Genomic DNA, 14070 nt, shown 5'->3' with positions numbered 1-14070 from the left:
CTGGGGATAGGCGTTTTAGTCGAGCTTGGAGGGTGGCGGCTCGGGGGCGTCCACCACTTTGCCCGGCGGCGGTTCCGGTGCGTCGTGCGTCTCGGCCGGGTTGGCGATGGTGCGTTTTTCGTCTTCTACCGGCACCAGCTTGTACTCCTGGCCGTGCAGATTCTTCAGGTAAACCTCCATCTGCCGGAACGAGATGTTGATGTGGTTGTTCTTGAACTCGCGGTTGATAAAACGGTTCACCTCGTCGATCACCGGGTTGCGGTCACCGAGGTCGCGCACGTGCATGCGCAGTTCGTGGTCGAGGGTGCTTTCGCCGAAGTTGAGGAAGTACACGTGGGGTTCGGGTTCTTTCAGCACCCGCGGGTTTTCGCGCGCGGCCTGGAGCAACAGGGCTTTCACCAGATCGAGGTCGGAGCCGTAGTCCACGCCGAGCTTGAGGGTGACCCGGGTGATGGTGTCGGTCAGCGACCAGTTGATCAGTTGCCCGGTGATGAACGTCTTGTTCGGGACAATGATGTCCTTGCGGTCGAAGTCGGTGATGGTGGTGGCGCGGATGCGGATCTTGCTCACCGTGCCCGACAGGTTGCCGATGGTGATGGTGTCGCCGATCCGCACCGGGCGCTCGAACAGGATCATGATGCCGGAGATAAAGTTGGCGAAGATCTCCTGCATGCCGAAGCCCAGGCCCACCGACAGCGCCGCCACCAGCCATTGCAACTTGTCCCAGCTCACGCCGAGGGTCGATAGGGTCGCCACAAACCCCACGCCGGCAATCACGTAGGACAGCAACGTGGTGGTGGCGTAGGCGCTGCCCTGGGCCAGGTCCAGCTTGGACAGCACCAGCACTTCCAGCAAGCCGGGCAGGTTGCGCGCCAGGGCGAAGGTGATGCCGATGATGATCAGCGCGCCGAGCATGTCGCCGATGCTGATCGGCACCATGCTGATATTGGCCCCGGTGCCGCTGGTGTATTCGTAGAGGGTGACGTTGTCGAGGTAGGAGAACACCGAGATCAGGTCCGACCACACCCAGTACAGCGCCGCGATGAAGCCGCCGAGCAGGGCCAGGCGGATCAGGCGCATGGATTGTTCGTTGACCTGTTCGATGTCCAGGGTCGGCTCTTCGATCACCGCTTCGCCTTCGCCGGCTTCCTTGGCGGCCTGGCGTTTTGCCAATGCCCGCGAATAGGCCAGGCGCCGGGCGGCGACGCCCAGGCCGCGGGCGAATGTGGCTTCGATCACCAGCCAGAACATCAACAGGTACAGGGTGTTGATCAACCGGTCGCTGAGCTTCAGCGCGGTGTAGTAATAGCCGAAGCACACGGCGATAAACAGTGCGATGGGCAGCGCGGTAAACAACAGACCCGCGGTTTTGCGGAACAGTGAGGCTTTCTCGTGGGTCGTGCTGTGCAACAGCAGGCGACCCAGCAGCCAGGCCATCAGCGCATAGCAGGTCAGCACCACGCCGATACCCAGCACGTCGTCGGCCAGGGCTGCCGGCTGGTGCTCGGCAATGGCCACCACGGCCACCAGCGCCAGCACCACCAGCCCGAGCTTGCGTACCCAACCTTGCAGGAATGCGACCTGCGGTCGTTCCCAGCGGAAGTGCAATTCGGCGACGCCGCCTGGCGCGAGGATTCGGTAGGCGGTGTAGAACACCAACCACGCCTGGGCGATCTGCAACAGCGCGGCACCCAGGTTGGCGTTTTGCCCGCGGGCGTCGATCTGCAACGCATAACCGCATAACGCCAGGCCCAAGGCCACGGGCATGGCCAGCAGGATATTCACCAGGATCGCCTGGGGCGTGTGCCATTGGCTGTCACGCTTGAAGTGGCCGATGTCCATGTGAACCTTTTTCAGCCGCGCGTACAAGGCATTGCGCCGCCACAACAGTGCGCCGATCAACAGCAGCAACGGCAAGAACAGCAGCGGGCGCTGGGTCAGGCCGTCGTACAGTTCGCTGACGCTGGAGGCCCAGGGCAGGGAGGTGACTTGCTTGCTCAGGTGATCCGGGACGGTTTCCAGCCACTCGGTGTCCAGCGGCTTGTTGCTGGGAATCCAGAACATCTGCTCATCGAGGGTCGCACGCAGGGTGGTGGCGGTGCTCAGCAGTTGTTTCTGGTTCAGTTGCAGGGTGATCGATTCATTGAGCAGCGCGCTCAGCTCGCGGCTCAGGCGCTCGAGCAGGTCGCTGCGGGTGATCGCCAGTTCCAGCAGAGTGCGCCGCAATTGCGGGGTGACCTCATCCGGCGGCTGGTTGGCCAGCAGGTTATCCACATAGGTGCTGGGCGAGCTGATCAGTTCGCGCTGCTGGTTGACCTCGAACTGGTACAGGCGAATGTTGGCGATGTCGTCGGCGAGGTTGCGGTCGACCGTGAGGCGCGGCAAGGCCTGTTTCTGTTTGTACAGAATCTTCGACAGCAGCAGGCTGCCCTTGAGCACGTTGATCTGTTCGTCCAGCGCCGAGTCGCTCTGGGTCACGGTGTCCAGTTGCTGCTTGGTCTGCAGGTTCTTCTGGGTCAGGTCGTTGAGGCGGTCGGTGCTTTTGAGCAGGTAGTCGGACAGCTTCAGGTTGGCCGCGCTTTCCGTGGCCAACAGGCTGCTGCTGCCGGCTTTCTGCGCTTCGATGGACTGTTGGGTCACCGTCTGCTGGGACTGGGCCAGGCGTTTCTGGTTGATCAGGGTTTGCAGGTCCTGGATCTCTTGTTCCAAGCGCGCGGTTTTTTCCACCACCAGGTCATGCTGGCTGTTGCCCAGGTCTTGCAGTTGGCTGTTGCCGGCCAGTTCCTGGCGGCGCAGTGGGATCAGTGCATTCAGTGACGCCAGTTCGGCGTTCAACTGGTTGCGCTGGTCGGCGCTGAGGGTTTTGCCATTGTCCTTGCCGGTCTTGAGGGTCGCGTTGATCTGCTGGATGCGTGTCTGGCTGCTGCTGATTTCGGTCTGCGCGCGTTCGGGGCGGGTCTGGGCGGCGATGGTCAGGCTGTTGGCGTCGGCCAGGTCTTTTTGCAGGTCGCCTTGCTGGGTGGTGCGCTGCACCAGCAGTTGTTCCAGTTGCGGCACCGGCAACGTGGCGTAGCGCTGGGCCACCGGGACGACTTTGGTGGCCTTGAGCCGGGTCAGTTCGCGCTGGTTTTCGCTGGTCTGGCGTGGGGCGTCTTGCAACTGGCGCTTGAGATCGGCCAGGCGCTGCTCGTAATCCTGCTTGTTGCCCAGGTGGGTCAGCGTCTGCTGCAGGATCGCCTGCAGCGCCTTCATGTCGGCGTCGGGCAGCTTGCGGTCGGGCAGCTTGTCCAGGGTTTGCTGGATAGCGTCGGCGCTGGGCGGGTCGGCGGCGTATACGCTGCCGACACAAAGGGTCAGGCCCAGCAGGGCAGTGGCGAGAAAAGTGCGCAGGGTTGGCATAGAGACCGGTCGAGCAAGGTGAAGAATCGGGGCAGTATTGCCCCGCAGTTTAGAGGAAGAGTCCGGGGCCCGGGCGACTTCCTTCGGGGAATCTGACGCCGACTTTGCCAATCTTGTTCCCGTCCATGACTGCGACGGTCCAGATCGTGTTGTTCCACTCCACCTGGTCGCCGACCACCGGCGCGCCGCCGACTTTCTGGGTGATGAAGTGGCTCAATGGCATGTCCGGGTCGATGCCTTCGAGCTGCAGGCCGTACAGCGCCGAGACCGCGCCCAGCTGGGCGTCGCCTTCGAGGACGAAGTCGCCGAAGAAGCGCAAATCCAAACCGCGTTGCGGCGCCTGGCTGAACAGTTTGCCCAGGGCCGGCAGGTTGTGTTCGTGACCGATCACGCAGAGCAGATCGTCGGCTTCCAGCACCGTACTACCCGACGGATGGAGCAGTTGCTGGCCACGGAACAGCGCCGCGATACGCGTGCCTTCGGGCATTTTCAGCTCGCGCAGGGCTGCGCCGATGCACCATTTTTCCGCACCCAGGCGGTAGACGAACAGTTCCCATTCACTGGTGACGTGAACTTCCAGGGCTGCGCGGGAAATCGGTGCCGGCTCCGGTGGCACGGTCACTTTCAGCAGCTTGGCCACCCACGGCAGGCTGGTGCCTTGCACCAGCAGCGAGACCAGCACGATAAAGAACGCCAGGTTGAAGTACAGCTGTGCATGGGGCAGGCCGGCCATCAGCGGGAACACCGCAAGAATGATCGGCACCGCGCCGCGCAGGCCGACCCAGGCGATAAAGGCTTTTTCGCGGCCGTGGAACGCCTTGAACGGCAGCAGGCCGACCATCACCGACAGCGGCCGCGCAAACAGGATCATCCACAGCGCCAGGCCCAGGGCGGGCAGCGCAATCGGCAGCAGGTCGTGGGGCGTGACCAGCAGGCCGAGTACCAGGAACATGCCGATCTGGGCGAGCCAGGCCATGCCGTCGAGCATATGCAAAATGCCATGACGGCTGCGCACCGGGCGGTTGCCGATCACCAGCCCGCACAGGTACACGGCGAGGAAGCCGCTGCCGTGCAGGGCGTTGGTCAGGGCGAAGACGAACAGGCCGCCGGCGATCACCAGGATCGGGTACAGGCCGTTGGCCAGGTTGATGCGGTTGACCATCTGCAGCATCAGCCAGCCGCCGCCGAGGCCGATGAGGCCGCCGATGCCGAACTCGCGCACCAGGTGCAACAGCAGGTTCCAGTGCAGGCCGGTCTGGCCGCTGGCGAGCATGTCGATCAGGGTGACGGTGAGGAACACCGCCATCGGGTCGTTGCTGCCGGATTCGATTTCCAGGCTGGCGGAGACCCGTTCGTTGAGCCCCTTGCCGCCGAGCAGCGAGAACACCGCGGCGGCGTCGGTGGAGCCGACAATCGCGCCGATCAGCAAGCCTTGAATGATGTTGAGGTCAAACAGCCAGGCCGCGGCCATGCCAGTGAGGCCGGTGGTAATCAACACCCCCACAGTGGCCAGCGACAACGCCGGCCAGAGTGCCACGCGAAAACTCGCCACCCGGGTGCGCAAGCCGCCGTCGAGCAGGATCACGGCCAGGGCGAGGTTGCCCACCAGGTAGGCGGTCGGGTAGTTATCGAAGATGATGCCGCCGCCGTCGACGCCGGCGACCATGCCCACGGCCAGGATGATCACCAGGATCGGAATGCCCAGGCGGGACGAAAGAGAGCTCACCAGAATGCTCGCACTCACCAGCAACGCGCCGATCAAGAACAGGCTGTTGATGGTGGTCGCATTCAAAGGCAGTACTCCATGGGCAAAATAAGACGGACGCATTCTGACCATGCAGTCTGCGTGCCAGCGATTCTAACCTGTTGAATTGCCGCGCTGTCAAAAAGGTTTTAGCGACGGGCGCCGATCTAAATGTGGGAGGGGGCTTGCCCCCGATAGCTGAGTGTCAGCCAGCACATCTGATTCTGATACACCGAAATCGGGGGCAAGCCCCCTCCCACATTCTTAGAGGCGAAACCGCCCGACCATCCCGTTCAAGTCCACCGCCAGGCGCGACAACTCGCTGCTCGCGGCACTGGTCTGGCCGGCGCCGGTTGCCGATTGCACCGACAGATCACGAATGTTCACCAGGTTGCGGTCCACTTCCCGTGCCACCTGCGCTTGTTCCTCCGCCGCGCTGGCGATCACCAGGTTGCGTTCATTGATCTCGACAATCGCCGTGTTGATCGTATCCAGCGACATCCCCGCGCCTTTGGCGATGTTCAGCGTCGATTCCGCGCGCTCGGTGCTGTTGCGCATCGAATCCACGGCATGCTCGGTGCCGGCCTGGATACTGCCGATCATCCGTTCGATCTCGCTGGTCGACTGCTGGGTGCGATGGGCCAGCGCACGCACTTCGTCGGCCACTACGGCAAAGCCACGGCCGGCTTCCCCGGCACGCGCCGCTTCAATCGCCGCGTTCAGGGCCAGCAGGTTGGTCTGGTCGGCGAGGCCGCGAATCACGTCGAGCACCTTGCCGATGTCGCGCGACTCATTGGCCAGGTCGCCGATCAGCGTCGCGGTGGCTTGTACGTCGCCGCTCATGCGCTCGATGGCGCTGACGGTTTCCTGCACCAGGTCGCGGCCGTCACCGGCGGAGGTGGTGGCGTTGCGCGAGGCCTCGGAGGTGCTCACCGCATTGCGCGCGACTTCCTCGACGGCGCTGGTCATCTCGTTGACCGCGGTGGCGGCCTGTTCGATTTCGTTGTTTTGTTGGGTCAGGCCACGGGCGCTTTCGTCGGTCACGGCGTTGAGCTCTTCGGCGGCAGAAGCCAACTGAGTGGCCGAGCCGGCGATGCGTTGCAGGGTGTCGCGCAGCTTGTCCTGCATCTTGGCCATGGCGGCTAGCAGGCGGCCGGCTTCGTCGTCGCCATCGACCTTGATCGGGCGTGTCAGGTTGCCTTCGGCGATTTCTTCAGCCGCGTCCAGGGCCTGGGCGATCGGCAGGGTGATGCTGCGGGTCAGCAGCCAGGCGAACAACAGGGTCAGCGTCGTGGCGATGACCAGCAGCCCAACCACCAGGTCGAAGGCCAGGTTGTATTGGTCTTTGGCCTGCTGATTGGTGGCCAGGGCCATCTTGTTATTGATGTCCGCCAGGCGCGCCAGCACGGCGTTGATCTGCTCGGCGTTGCTCAGCAACTCGCTGTTGAGCAACTCGCGCAGCTCGTCGACCTGATTGGCCCGCGACATGCTCTTCATGCGCTCTTCGATCTGATGGTACTGGGCTAGCAGGCGCACGTATTCGTCGTAGGCCGCGCGTTCTTCGCTGCTGTCGATGAGTTTTTCGTAGATGCCCTGGGCGGTCCGAATCTGCTGGTTGCGCTGTTCGATGGTTTCCAGGGTTTTTTGCTGCGCGTCCGGCCTGCGGTTGGTCAGCAAGCGGTATGACAGCACCCGCAGGCGCAATGTCAGCTGGGTGAACTCATCGAGGGCGCGAATACTCGGGACGCTGGACAGCGTGATGTCTTCTGCCGCCGCGCGGATTTTGCTCATTTGGTTCAGGGCGAACACACCGAGAAACAACATGAGTGCGCCAATCATCGCGAAGCCTAGGAACGCGCGCGGCGCGATATTCATATTACGAAGAGACATGCGGGAGTCCTGGGGAGAAGCGCGATCCATGCGGCTATGAGACAGGGTGAGTATTACCTATCGGCAGTACGACTAAAGTCTATAGTGGCGTGTGTTTTTATCGCATCGGACGAGGGGCCGGGCCGATTCAGGAACCAGATGGGGGAAATGCAGTCACTAAGGCTCGAAAGTGCGGCCCGGCCCTTAACAATCGGGCTGCGCGCCGGGGATAACCCTGGCATCCGAGGTGAATTTTCTTTATCGTCACCGCCCTTTTAAAAAGCCCAGGAAATCAAAATGTTAGAAGCATCCCTCAGCCAACTGGAACAACTGGTCAGCGACCTGGTACAGCAGAATCAAGACCTGTTGGGCACCAATGAATCCCTCAAGGCGCAATTGGCCCGCGCCAAGGATGAGAATGACAGCCTGCAATTGAACCTGATGGAACAGGAAGAAAAGAACGGCGCCACCGCTGCGCGTATCCAGGCGTTGGTTGAGCGTGTGAGCGCAGGGCCTGTCAGCGCATGAACGAAGGGATAAAGGTCGTTTCGATTCTCGGAGAGGATTACTCGATCAAGGCTCCGGCCGGGGAAGATCAAACCCTGATGCACGCCGTGACCCTGCTCAAGGCCTCCCTGGCCACCACCAAGAAAAAGTACCCGACCCTGATCGGTGACAAGCTATTGGTACTGGCCGCGCTGAACCTGTGCGCCGAGCAGATCGAAATGCAACAGCGTCACCAGCAGGAACTCGACCGTTACCAAGAGCAAGTCAGCGCCACGGTCGAGGTGATTTCCAAGGCTATCGGACAGCCTTAGAACCACTCATCCTGCATGCCGAGGCACGTATCGTCGCGGGCCTCCAGTATTGCCAGTTCATGATGGCAGCCCGGTACTTCCCAGGTCAGGAAGTAGCGGGCCGCCTGGAGCTTGCCTTTATAGAACGCGGTGTCCGCCGCATTGCCCTTGGCCAGGCCTTCTTCGGCGCGAATCGCCTGCTCCAGCCAGCGCCAGCCAATCACTGTGTGCCCGAACACCTTCAGGTACAGCGCCGAATTCGCCAGGCTGCTGTTGACCTTGCCTTGGGCGAGATCCGTCAGCAGGCCGATCGTCACGCTTTGCAGGCGTGCCACCAACTGTTCCAGCGGTTCTCTCATGGCCTTCAGCGATGGATATTGCTGCGCCCGTGCGCCTGTTTCGGCGATCAACCGAATCAGTTGCTTCAGGCCTGCGCCGCCGTTCTGCGCGAGCTTGCGCCCCAGCAGGTCCAGGGACTGGATACCGTGGGTGCCTTCATGGATCGGGTTGAGGCGGTTGTCGCGGTAATACTGTTCCACCGGGTATTCGCGGGTGTAGCCGTGGCCGCCGAGGATCTGGATCGCCAGCTCGTTGGCCTTGAGGCAGAACTCCGAGGGCCAGGATTTGACGATCGGCGTCAGCAGGTCGAGCAGTTCGTGAGCGCGCTTGCGCTCGACGTCGGTTGCCAGGGTGGTGGTGTCGTCGAACAGGCGCGCGGCAAACAGGCCGAGGTCGAAGGCGCCTTCGACGTAGGCTTTCTGGGTCAGCAACATGCGCTTGATATCGGCGTGCTGGATGATCGACACCGGCGCGGTACTCGGGTCTTTGCTGTCCGGCAGGCGGCCTTGCGGGCGTTCGCGGGCGTATTCCAGGGAATACAGGTAGCCGGCGTAACCGAGCATCACCGCGCCCATGCCGACGCCGATGCGCGCTTCGTTCATCATCTGGAACATGCAGCTCAGGCCCTGATGCGGTTTGCCCACCAGATAGCCGACACAGTGCCCGTTATCGCCGAAATTCAGCGCCGTGGACGTGGTGCCGCGCCAACCCATCTTGTGAAACAGCCCGGCCAGCAGCACATCGTTGCGCTCACCCAGGCTGCCATCGTCGTTGACCAGGAATTTGGGCACGATAAACAGCGAAATGCCCTTCACCCCGGCCGGCGCGTCCGGCAGTTTGGCCAGCACCATATGCACGATGTTTTCCGACAGCGGGTGGTCGCCGCCGGAGATAAAGATCTTGTTGCCCTTGAGCCGATAGCTGCCATCCGGTGCAGGCTCTGCGCGGGTACGAATGTCCGACAGCGACGAGCCGGCATGCGGCTCGGTCAGGGCCATGGTGCCGAAGAAGCGCCCCTCGATCATCGGCTGCAGGAAGCGTTGCTTCTGCTCCTCGGTGCCGAAACTTTCGATCAGGTTGGCGGCGCCCATGGTCAGGAACGGGTAGGACGTTGACGCCGCGTTGGCCGCCTGGAAGTGCGCGAAGCAGGCTTGGGACAGCAATGTCGGCAACTGCATGCCGCCGGCTTCGAAACTGCGCGCGGCATTGAGGAAGCCGGCTTCGAGGAAGGCGTCCACGGCCGGTTTGACTTCCGGGATCAGGATGGCCTTGCCGTCCTCGTAGCGCGGTTCGTTTTCGTCGTTTTTGCGGTTATGCGGTGCGAAGTACTTTTCGGCAATGGTGCGGGCGGTACTGATGGCCGCGTCGAAGGTTTCGCGATTATGTTCGGCAAACCGCTCGCGCTGGGTCAGGCCCTCGGCATCGAGGACTTCGTACAGCTCGAAAGCCAGATTGCGGGAACTGAGGAGCGTCTCGGACATGGCGGCTTACCTGTGTGGGAAGGAGCCTGAGTCTAAGTGCGCGAATAGAGGCTGGATAGCAAGATTGATCTGGGTGATGGAGGGGCAGAACGCGGACGAGGAATTGAAATACAGCCAAATGTGGGAGGGGCAAGCCCCTCCCACATGTTTACCGCGTTTCGGCAGTTAGCCGATGGTCATCAGGCTGGCGTTACCGCCCGCCGCTGCGGTGTTGACGCTCAGCGCACGCTCGATCACCAGACGCTCCAGGGCAATTGCTGTCTCGCCTTGGGACAAACCATGTACCCCGACAATCGCCCCGCCACGCTGGGCCACTTGCTGGCAAACCGCGCGCAGTTGATCGGAATCGCCGTGGTGCAGGACAGCGTCGAACAGCACATCGTCCTTGGTCCAGTCGGCCACGCGCTTGATCTTCGCCTGAATCTCTTTCGGCAGGCGTGGGAACAAGGCTTTGGTCAGCTCGGTTTCCGGCCATACCGCCGAACCGCCGACGGCTAATACCGCCGCCAGTTGGGTCAGCAGGTCACCTTCTACTTCTGCCAGGCACAGTACGTGCTCGCGGGGCAGGATGGCGTAGCTGTTGCGCTCGCCGGTCGGGCCGGCCAACAGGCGGGTGATACCGCTTTGCGATTGCGTGGCGAACCGGCTGCACAGGGCGCTCAGGTCGCTGAGCGTGTGGCTGTCGGCCCAGGCTTTCAAGGCGGTCAGCGGTTGGCTCATGGCGTCGCGTAGGCGCACGTCCGGTGCGGACAATGCATCGCCGCGAACGAAGGACTGCTCGATCGCATCGGTAGGACGCGTCGACAGCAGGCGGTACAGGTACAGCGGACCACCGGCTTTCGGGCCGGTGCCCGACAAACCTTCGCCGCCAAACGGCTGCACGCCGACCACCGCCCCGACAATGTTGCGGTTGACGTAGACGTTGCCGGCATGAACGTTGTCGATCACCTTGGCGATGGTCTCGTCGATGCGCGTGTGTACGCCCAGGGTCAGGCCGTAGCCGGAAGCGTTGATCTGGCCGATCAACTGGTCGATCTCCTTGCGCTTGTAGCGCACCACGTGCAGCACCGGGCCGAAGATCTCCCGTTGCAGCTCGTCGAAGCTTTCCAGTTCGATCAGGGTGGGCATCACGAAGGTGCCGCGCTTGATCTCTTCGCCGTCGGCGATCGCCACTTGGTACACCGCACGGCCTTTGTCGCGCATGGCCTGGATGTGTTTCTCGATGCCAGCCTTGGCTTCGGCGTCGATCACCGGGCCGATATCCACCGACAGGCGCTCCGGGTTGCCCAAACGGCATTCAGCCATGGCGCCCTTGAGCATTTCGATGACGCGGTCTGCAGAATCTTCCTGCAGGCACAGTACACGCAGGGCCGAGCAACGCTGGCCGGCGCTGTCGAAGGCCGACGACACCACGTCGATGACCACTTGTTCGGTCAGGGCCGAGGAGTCGACGATCATCGCGTTCTGGCCACCGGTTTCGGCGATCAGCGGGATCGGTCGGCCCTGGGCATCCAGGCGCCCGGCGACATTGCGTTGCAGCAGGCGCGCGACTTCGGTGGAACCGGTGAACATCACGCCTTTGACGCGATCATCGCCGACCAGGCGCGCACCAACGGTTTCGCCCTGGCCCGGCAGCAGTTGCAGCACGCCTTCCGGAATACCGGCTTCGAGCAGGATACGTACCGCTTGTGCGGCCACCAGCGGGGTTTGCTCGGCAGGCTTGGCCAATACCGGGTTACCGGCGGCCAGTGCGGCGGCGACTTGCCCACTGAAAATCGCCAGCGGGAAGTTCCACGGGCTGATGCAGACCACCGGGCCCAATGGGCGGTGGGCGTCGTTGGTGAAATCGTGACGCGCCTGCACCGCGTAGTAACGCAGGAAGTCCACGGCTTCGCGCACTTCGGCGATGGCGTTGGCGAAGGTCTTGCCGGCTTCGCGGGCCAGCAGGCCCATCAGCGGCTGGATCTCGCCTTCCATCAGGTCGGCGGCGCGTTCAAGGATCGCGGCGCGCTCGGCGGGCGGAGTCGCCTGCCAGATCGGGCCGGCGTTGATGGCGCACTGGATCGCGTTGTCGACGTCATCGACGGTCGCTTCCTGTACGTGGCCGACCACATCACGCAGGTCGGACGGGTTCAGCACCGGCGTCGCAGCTTCATTACTGGCGGCGCAACCCAACATCGGCGCGGCTTTCCAGTGATTGTGCGCGGTGGCCAGCAGGGCGCAGGACAGCGACGCCAAACGGTGTTCGTTGGCCAGGTCGATACCGGCCGAGTTGGCGCGGTCGCTGCCGTACAGATCGCGTGGCAATGGAATACGCGGGTGCGGCAGGCCGAAGCCGCCTTCCAGCGTCGCCATTTGCTCGATGCTAGCCACTGGATCGGCCACCAGCTCCTGGATCGAGATGGACTGGTCGGCGATACGGTTGACGAACGAGGTGTTGGCGCCGTTTTCCAACAGGCGACGTACCAGGTAGGCCAGCAGGGTTTCGTGGGTGCCGACCGGGGCGTACACGCGGCACGGACGGTTCAGCTTGCCCTCGGCCACTTTGCCGACGACCTGTTCGTAGAGCGGTTCGCCCATGCCGTGCAGGCACTGGAACTCGTACTGGCCGGGGTAATAGTTCTGACCGGCGATATGGTAGATAGCCGACAGGGTGTGGGCGTTATGCGTGGCGAACTGCGGGTAGATGACTTCCGGCACCGACAGCAGTTTGCGTGCGCAGGCGATGTAGGACACGTCGGTGTACACCTTGCGGGTATAGACCGGGTAGCCTTCCAGGCCTTCGACTTGGGCGCGCTTGATTTCGCTGTCCCAGTACGCGCCTTTTACCAGGCGGATCATCAGGCGGTGGCGGCTGCGGCGCGCCAGGTCGATGACGTAGTCGATCACATACGGGCAGCGCTTCTGGTAGGCCTGGATCACGAAACCGATGCCGTTCCAGCCGCTCAGTTGCGGCTCGAAGCACAGGCGTTCGAGCAGATCCAGGGACAGTTCCAGGCGGTCGGCTTCTTCGGCATCGATGTTCAGGCCGATGTCGTATTGCTTGGCCAGCAGGGTCAGGGACAGCAAGCGCGGGTACAGCTCGTCCATCACCCGTTCGTACTGGGCACGGCTGTAACGTGGGTGCAGGGCCGACAGCTTGATGGAAATGCCCGGGCCTTCATAAATCCCGCGGCCGTTCGAGGCTTTGCCGATGGAATGAATGGCTTGTTCGTAAGAGGCGAGGTACTTCTGCGCATCGTGTTCGGTGAGTGCGGCCTCACCGAGCATGTCGTAGGAATAGCGGAAACCCTTGGCTTCGAACTTGCTCGCATTGGCCAGGGCTTCGGCGATGGTTTCGCCGGTGACGAACTGCTCGCCCATCAGGCGCATGGCCATGTCGACGCCCTTGCGGATCATCGGCTCGCCGCTCTTGCCGATGATGCGGCTCAGGGATGAGGTCAGGCCCGCTTCGTTGTGGGTGGCGACCAGTTTGCCGGTCAGCAACAGGCCCCAGGTAGCCGCGTTGACGAACAGCGACGGGCTGTTGCCCAGGTGCGGTTGCCAGTTGCCGGTGCTGATCTTGTCGCGGATCAGTGCGTCGCGGGTGCCTTTGTCGGGGATGCGCAGCAGCGCTTCGGCCAGGCACATCAGTGCCACGCCTTCCTGGGATGACAGGGAGAATTCCTGCAGCAAACCCTGGACGATGCCGGCACGGCCGCCGGCGCTCTTCTGATTGCGCAGTTTTTCTGCAATCGACGCGGCCAGCTTATTCGTGGCTTCGGCCATCTGGGCCGGCAGGCGAGCCTGTTCGATCAGCATCGGCACCACTTCCGGCTCCGGGCGGCGGTAAGCGGCGGTGATCGAGGCGCGCAGTACGGATTGCGGCAGGATGCTCTCGGCGAACTCGAGGAAGCACTGATGGGCGTGGTCGGCCTGGACCTCGCCGGCGTCGTCGGCCTCCTTGCTGCTCAAGCCATTGAGCTCGGTCAGGGTTGCACCACCCTCGAGTTTCTCCAGGTAATTGAAAATCGCCTGCTTGATCAGCCAGTGCGGCGTGCGATCAATGGAGGTCGCGGCCGCCTTCAGGCGCTCGCGGGTCGGGTCGTCGAGTTTGACCCCAAGGGTGGTTGTAGCCATTTTCTTATCCTCATGGGTGCCACTACCGAGTGGCATCAGTTGGCGGCAAGATTAGCTTCGGTCTGGAAGAGGTGCAACCGGGTGCAACCCTTTTTATGCATGAAATTTTCGAGGTTCAATCGGAAAAAATCCCGGCCTCGACCGATTCTGCTTCTAGTTGGTGCATTTGCTTCTGAGTTCGGCTGTTCTTGCTCCGAAAAGGAGCAAAAACGGGGTGTTTTGAGCAAAATACATCAAGGTGCAACTTATTCGCGAGAAACTGGTTGCACCTTATTTGCTTTGTTGAATAGCATTCGCAGCCAAGGTGCAACCACCCGCATGG

At 62.4% G+C, this 14070-nt stretch carries 6 protein-coding genes and 2 pseudogenes; 2 read left to right on the top strand and 6 right to left on the bottom strand.

Features of this window, described 5'->3' with window-relative positions; all coding sequences use genetic code 11:
• Window positions 1–15: 15 nt before the first annotated feature.
• From mscK to C5F70_RS31620, 4 genes and pseudogenes are all read right to left on the bottom strand, one after another.
• On the bottom strand, window positions 16–3399 hold the full coding sequence (gene mscK / locus C5F70_RS22390; RefSeq protein WP_104904070.1) for a mechanosensitive channel MscK: 3384 nt from the start codon (window positions 3397–3399) through the stop codon (window positions 16–18).
• Window positions 3400–3448: 49 nt separating this feature from the next.
• Window positions 3449–5191: a potassium/proton antiporter gene (locus tag C5F70_RS22385; RefSeq protein WP_017849823.1), complete on the bottom strand. Its 1743-nt coding sequence runs from the start codon at window positions 5189–5191 to the stop codon at window positions 3449–3451.
• A 216-nt stretch (window positions 5192–5407) separates the two neighbouring features.
• Window positions 5408–6007, bottom strand: a pseudogene (locus C5F70_RS31625) (methyl-accepting chemotaxis protein); the annotation flags it as partial.
• Window positions 6008–6310: 303 nt separating this feature from the next.
• Window positions 6311–6967: pseudogene (locus C5F70_RS31620) on the bottom strand (MCP four helix bundle domain-containing protein); the annotation flags it as partial.
• A gap of 342 nt (window positions 6968–7309) precedes the next feature.
• Between C5F70_RS31620 and C5F70_RS22375 the strand changes: the two are divergent.
• Both C5F70_RS22375 and C5F70_RS22370 read left to right on the top strand, forming a co-directional pair.
• Window positions 7310–7540, top strand: coding sequence for a hypothetical protein (locus C5F70_RS22375; protein WP_017849821.1), 231 nt, complete (start codon window positions 7310–7312; stop codon window positions 7538–7540).
• The gene (locus C5F70_RS22370) at window positions 7537–7830 is read left to right on the top strand and encodes a cell division protein ZapA (RefSeq protein ID WP_017849820.1); all 294 of its coding nucleotides are present in this window, start codon (window positions 7537–7539) and stop codon (window positions 7828–7830) included. The genes C5F70_RS22375 and C5F70_RS22370 overlap by 4 nt, the downstream gene beginning before the upstream one ends.
• On the opposite strand, the gene C5F70_RS22365 is transcribed toward C5F70_RS22370, so the two are convergent.
• Window positions 7827–9629 carry an acyl-CoA dehydrogenase gene (locus C5F70_RS22365; RefSeq protein ID WP_017849819.1) on the bottom strand — a complete coding sequence of 601 codons (1803 nt, stop codon included), beginning with the start codon at window positions 9627–9629 and terminating at the stop codon, window positions 7827–7829. The genes C5F70_RS22370 and C5F70_RS22365 overlap by 4 nt on opposite strands.
• Window positions 9630–9794: 165 nt before the next feature.
• On the bottom strand, window positions 9795–13748 hold the full coding sequence (gene putA, locus C5F70_RS22360; protein WP_017849817.1) for a trifunctional transcriptional regulator/proline dehydrogenase/L-glutamate gamma-semialdehyde dehydrogenase: 3954 nt from the start codon (window positions 13746–13748) through the stop codon (window positions 9795–9797).
• Window positions 13749–14070: the final 322 nt, after the last annotated feature.

This window comes from Pseudomonas sp. LH1G9, from assembly GCF_002949975.1.
Lineage (GTDB): Bacteria > Pseudomonadota > Gammaproteobacteria > Pseudomonadales > Pseudomonadaceae > Aquipseudomonas > Aquipseudomonas veronii.
Note: the sequence above shows the minus strand (reverse complement) of the source record. Positions and strands in the feature narration are given on the sequence as shown.

Coding starts and splice junctions, on each gene's coding strand:
- mscK (WP_104904070.1), bottom strand. CDS start 3,399: ATGCCAACCCTGCGCACTTTTCTCGCCACTGCCCTGCTGGGCCTGACC.
- C5F70_RS22370 (WP_017849820.1), top strand. CDS start 7,537: ATGAACGAAGGGATAAAGGTCGTTTCGATTCTCGGAGAGGATTACTCG.
- putA (WP_017849817.1), bottom strand. CDS start 13,748: ATGGCTACAACCACCCTTGGGGTCAAACTCGACGACCCGACCCGCGAG.
- C5F70_RS22375 (WP_017849821.1), top strand. CDS start 7,310: ATGTTAGAAGCATCCCTCAGCCAACTGGAACAACTGGTCAGCGACCTG.
- C5F70_RS22365 (WP_017849819.1), bottom strand. CDS start 9,629: ATGTCCGAGACGCTCCTCAGTTCCCGCAATCTGGCTTTCGAGCTGTAC.